At 74.7% G+C, this 5,166-nt stretch carries 3 protein-coding genes and 1 pseudogene; 3 read left to right on the top strand and 1 reads right to left on the bottom strand.

What is annotated here, in order from left to right; all coding sequences use genetic code 11:
• Positions 1-161 precede the first annotated feature (161 nt).
• The gene (locus tag E1258_RS29630; RefSeq protein ID WP_132406917.1) at positions 162-2,294 is read left to right on the top strand and encodes a transglycosylase domain-containing protein; all 2,133 of its coding nucleotides are present in this window, start codon (positions 162-164) and stop codon (positions 2,292-2,294) included.
• Between the two features lie 13 nt (positions 2,295-2,307).
• Here E1258_RS29630 and E1258_RS29625 read toward each other — a convergent pair whose 3' ends face one another.
• Positions 2,308-3,687: a cobyrinate a,c-diamide synthase gene (locus tag E1258_RS29625; RefSeq protein ID WP_132406915.1), complete on the bottom strand. Its 1,380-nt coding sequence runs from the start codon at positions 3,685-3,687 to the stop codon at positions 2,308-2,310.
• A 229-nt stretch (positions 3,688-3,916) separates the two neighbouring features.
• On the opposite strand from E1258_RS29625, the gene E1258_RS29620 reads away from it, so the two are divergent.
• A complete protein-coding gene (locus E1258_RS29620; RefSeq protein ID WP_132406913.1) occupies positions 3,917-4,738 on the top strand; it encodes an SURF1 family protein in 822 nt (273 codons plus the stop codon).
• 174 nt (positions 4,739-4,912) lie between these two features.
• Positions 4,913-5,166 (top strand): annotated as a pseudogene (locus E1258_RS29615) (hypothetical protein); the annotation flags it as partial.

The following is a 5,166-nucleotide window of genomic DNA, read 5'->3' as shown; positions in this document are numbered from 1 at the left end:
CGTCCCGGGTGAGTGGTGGCGGCACCAGGTGAGCACGCATGTCCGCGATCCTGCCGGGAAGCCGCCGCGTGGGACAGCGCATGCCGGCGTGGGCCGCGTCACCTACCGCTGGTTTATGAATTGTTCTCACGGATGAATCGGAAATGTCATAACTTGACCCCGTGAGCAACCGACCCCTTGCCTCCGCTGGTCGTCTCGTCCCTCTCCTCCGCGCCGGGCTGATCGGCGGCATCGTGATCGCCGGCGCGCTCTACCCGCTGGCCGCCGTCACCGGCCTCGGCGCCCAGGCCACCGCGCACGCCGTGGAACAGAAGACCGGCATCCTGCGCACCGCGCTGCCCGCCGAGACGTCGTACGTGTACGCGCCGGACGGCCGCACCGTGCTGACGATGTTCTACGAGGAGTACCGGCGCTACACCAAGCTGTCCGACATGTCCCCGAACATCCAGCAGGCCATCGTGGCCGCCGAGGACAGCCGCTTCTACCAGCACCGAGGGGTCGACCCGAAAGGCGTCGCCCGGGCCTTCGTGGCCAACTCCCGCTCCGGCGGGGTGTCCCAGGGTGCGTCGACCCTGACCATGCAGTTCGTCCGGATGGCCCTGCGCGACAGCGCCAAGACCCCGCAGGAGGTCCAGGAGGCCACCCAGCAGACCAGCCTGCGCAAGGTCAAGGAGATGCGGATGGCGATGGACATCGAGAAGGAGCTGAGCAAGGAGCAGATCCTGGAGCGCTACCTCAACTCGGCGTACTTCGGCCACCGGGCGTACGGCATCTACGCCGCCGCGCAGATCTTCTTCACCAAGACGCCGGCCACCCTCACCCCGGTCGAGGCGGCCACCCTCGCCGGCCTGGTCAAGTCCCCCTCCGAGTACGACCCGGCCAGCTCCGACCAGAAGGACGCCACCGGCCGGCGCAACTACGTGCTGGACCGGATGGCGCAGCTCGGCTACCTCAGCCCGGACGCCGTCGCCGCCGCGAAGGCCGAGCCGATCCGGCTCAAGCTCACCGACCCGCCCAACGACTGCGCCTCGCTGCCGGAGAAGTACCACACCTGGGGCTTCGCCTGCGACTACCTGAAGAACTGGTGGAGCGCCCAGCCCGCGTTCGGTCAGAACCGGCTGGAACGGATGGACAAGCTGCGCCGCGGCGGGTACCGGATCGTGCTCAGCATCGACCCGAAGATCCAGGCGGCGGCCGAGAAGAACGTCGGGGCCCAGGAGAACACCGGCAGCCCGTTCGCCAACGGCATCGTGGTCGCCGAGCCGGGCACCGGGCGGGTCAAGGCGATGGCGGTGAACCGGAACTACTCACTGGACATCAGCGAGAACGGGCCCAGCTCCAACCCGGAGGCGTCGCCGAAGGTGAAGGCGAACTACCCGAACACCGTGGCACCCCTGCTCGGCGGCGGCGACCTGCCCGGCTACCAGGCCGGATCGACGTTCAAGATGTTCCCGATGCTGGCCGCGCTCAACGCCGGGATGCCGCTGTCCACCGCGTACGACTCGCCGTACCGCTACCACTCCGAGGTGTACGACGGATGGGCCCCCTCCAACGCCAGCGGGGCGATGACCGGCCGGCAGACCATGTGGTCCGGGTTCGGCAAGTCGGTGAACACCTACTTCGTCCAACTGGAGGAGAAGGTCGGTGCGGACGCCGCGGTCCGGCTCGCCGAGCAGCTCGGGCTGCGCTGGCGTACCGACGTCGACCGGGAGCACGCGTCGCCGGCCAAGGCCAGGAAGTGGGGCGCGTTCACCCTGGGCGTCTCCGACGCCACCCCGCTGGAGATGGCGAACGCCTACGCCGCGATCGCCGCCGACGGGCGGTACTGCGAGGCGATGCCGGTCCATTCGATCAGCAAGCGCGACGGCACCCCGGCCACGTACACGACGGTTGGCGGGATCGAGCGGGAGGTCGCCAAGCCGCGCTGCCGGCAGGTGGTCAGCGCCGACGCGGCCCGCGCCGCCACCGACGCCGCCCGCTGCCCGACCGGCGACACCCCGGCGAAGGGGAGCTGCGGCGGCTGGTCCACCGCCGACAGCGTCCGGGGCACGGTGGGGCGGCCGGTGGCCGGCAAGACGGGTACGACCGACAGCACCCGGTCGGCATGGTTCGTCGGGTACACCCCCGAGCTGGCGGCGGCGAGCTTCATCGCGGACCCGGACAACCCGTTCAACGCGGTCGGCGACGGCCAGTCCCAGATCCCGATCGCCGCGGTCGCCAACACCCTCCGCGACGCCCTCAAGGGCCAGCCCACCCGCCAGTTCACCCCACCCTCCGACGCCATCGTCGGCTGACGCCACGGGCCGGTCACGCGGGGGTGCCGAGCACCGCGCCGGCCCGCGCCGCCGCGACCACCCGCGCCCCGATCTCCGGGTATCCGGCCCAGCGCACCGTGAGTTGCGAGGCGTGCACGCCCCGCCAGACGAACCCCTCGGGCGCGCCGCCGTCCCAGCTCCACGCCGGGGCCTGCCCGGCCCGGGGGGTGAGCACCGCCCGATGCTCCTTGTAACCGACCACCGTCGCCCCGGCCGGGGCGAGCACGCTGTCGGTGCGGGCCGTCGCCGCCCGGTAGCCGACCACCAGGCCGTCCCGGCTGACGCCCACCGCGTCGAGCACGCCGCACATCGGCAGCCCGTCCAGCTCCCGGGCCAGCCAGAGCAGGCCCGCGCCCTCGGCGAGCACCGGCCGTCCGGTGCGGGCCAGCTCCGCCACCGCGATGCAGAGCCGGCGGTTGGCGGAGAGCTGCTCCGCGTACGACTCGGGGAGACCGCCCCCGACGACCAGCGCGGCCGTCCCGGCGGGCAGCGCCTCGTCGCGCAGCGGATCGACCCGGACCACCTCGGCACCGGCCGCCCGCAGCAGCTCGGTCGTCTCGGCGGGGCCGTAGTCGCCGCCCGGCCCGCCGGCCACCGCGATCACCGGGGGTGCCTCCCCACCGGCCGGCACCGGTTCGGCCGGTTGCGGCGACCAGGGCTCGCCCGGCACCGCCGGGGCGGACCGGGCCAGCGTCAGCAACCGGTCCAGGTCGAGCGTGGCGGCCACCGCCTCGCCGAGCCGGCGCACCGCCCGCAGCGCGTCGGCGTCCCGGCCGATCACCGGGACCAGCCCGTGCCGCCGGGCCGGCAGCACCGGAGGCAACTCGTGGCGGCGCACCGCGCCGTAGACCGGCACGCCGACGTCGTCGAGCGCCTCGCGCAGCAGCGCCTCGTGCCGGGGCGAGGCCACCCGGTTGAGGATCACCCCGCCCAGCCAGAGCTGCTCGTCGTACGCCCGGAAGCCGTGCAGCAGGGCGGCCACCGACTGCCCCATCGCCGCCACGTCGACCACCAGCACCACCGGGCTGCGCAGCGCGATCGCCACGGCGGCGGTGGACTCGGTCTCCGGCTGGCCGGCGACCGAGTCGTACAGCCCCATGGTGCCCTGCACCACGGCGAGCCCGGCGTCGGCGGCACCGTGGGCGAACAGGGCCGGGACGCGGCCAGGCCCGACCAGCCGGGCGTCGAGGGTGCGCCCCGGACGGCCGGCGGCGAGCCCCAGGTAACCGGCGTCGATCTGGTCCGGCCCGACCTTGAACCCGGCGACGTCGAGGCCCCGGTCGGCGAAGGCGGCGAGCAGCCCGAGCGCCACGGCGCTCGTGCCGTGCCCCGAGGACGGCGCGCTGAGCACCAGGCGCGGCACGACGGTCATCAGCGGCTCCTCCGGCGAGGGTGGTACGCGGCGGCGGTCGGCCTCCCGATCCGCCCGCGTGACGATACCCGCCCGCACGGGCACCCGGCGGCCACCGAACGGGTCGCGTCACGTCGCCGGTTCCGGCCCCGCATCCGCGTCCTGGGGGCAGGCGGGTGCGGGGGTGTCGCGGCGGTCGGGGTGCCCCGCCGCGGACCGGTGGCCGCCCTCGTGCGGGTAGCCTCGACGCGTGTACCGGTTCCTCCTGACGCCGCGCTGGCTGGGCATCCTCGCGCTGACCCTGGTCGCCGCAGCCGTGATGGTGCTGCTCGGCAACTGGCAGCTGGACCGCTACCGGGGCCGTACCGCGATCAACGAGCGGATCGACGCTGGCGCGCGGATGGCACCCGTGCCGCTGCGCGACGCCGTGCCTGCCCCGACCGGGGGCGGCGGCACGGCCGGCCCGGCGCCCGCCGACGCGGCCACCTGGTCGCGGGTCACCGTGACCGGCCGGTACGACGCGGCGAACGTCGTCCTGGTCCGGGGCCGGACGGTCGACAACCGGGTGGGCTTCGAGGTCGTCACCCCGCTGGTCCTCGCCGACGGCACGGCCGTGCTGGTGGACCAGGGCTGGGTGCCGCCCGCCCCGGGCGGGGCGCTGGCGCAGCCGCAGCTGCCGCCGGTGCCGCAGGGCGAGGTGACCGTGGTGGGCCGGGTGCACCCGACCGAGAGCGGTGCCAGGGCCGTGGACCGGCGGGACGGCCGGCTGGAGACCCGGCGGATCGGGGTCCCCCGGCTGGCCCGGGAGCTGCCGTACCCGGTGTACGGCGCCTACGTCCTGCTCGACGAGCAGACGCCGGCCGCCGACCCGGTGTTCCAGGCGGTGCCGATCGGGCACACCAACAACTGGCAGAACTTCGGGTACGTCGTGCAGTGGTGGCTCTTCGCCGCCATGACGCTCTTCGGCTACGGCTGGGTGGCGCGGCGGGAGGCCCGCCGGATGGCCGGGCTTGACGGGCCCGGCAAGCCGCTCGACCGGGCCGCCGAGCCCTCTCCGACCGCCCCCGCCTGACCGGTCCGGGTTGTCTCCCGGTCGCCGCGCTGCGGAAACCGGACAGTCGGCGGGTCGCCGGGGCACGGCGGGAAGTTGTAGTGTCCGCCGGGTGATCGACTACCGTGGGGGGTCGCGGTGACCCCTGAACCCACGCCGCCACCACACCCGCCGGAGCCGAACCCCTGCGAGCCGATGACGGCGACGCACCCGCCGGAGCCGAACCCGTCCGAGCCGGTGACGGCGACGCACCCGTCGACCGACCCCTGGGCGGTCCCGCTGCGGTCGACGACGTACTCGACCCCGCCGGCGGGCTTCCCGGCCGCGGCCGACCCGTTCGCCGCGCCGCCGGCCGGCGGCCCGTACGCCGCCCCGCCGGCCACCGCCTCGTTCTCCGCCCCGCCCGCCAGCGGGCCGTACTCCGCGCCGCCCGCCGCACCCCCGTACTC

It is taken from the genome of Micromonospora sp. KC207 (assembly GCF_004348615.1).
Lineage (GTDB): Bacteria > Actinomycetota > Actinomycetes > Mycobacteriales > Micromonosporaceae > Micromonospora.
The sequence above is the reverse complement of the archived record's forward strand: the minus strand, read 5'-3'. Positions and strand labels throughout refer to the sequence as shown.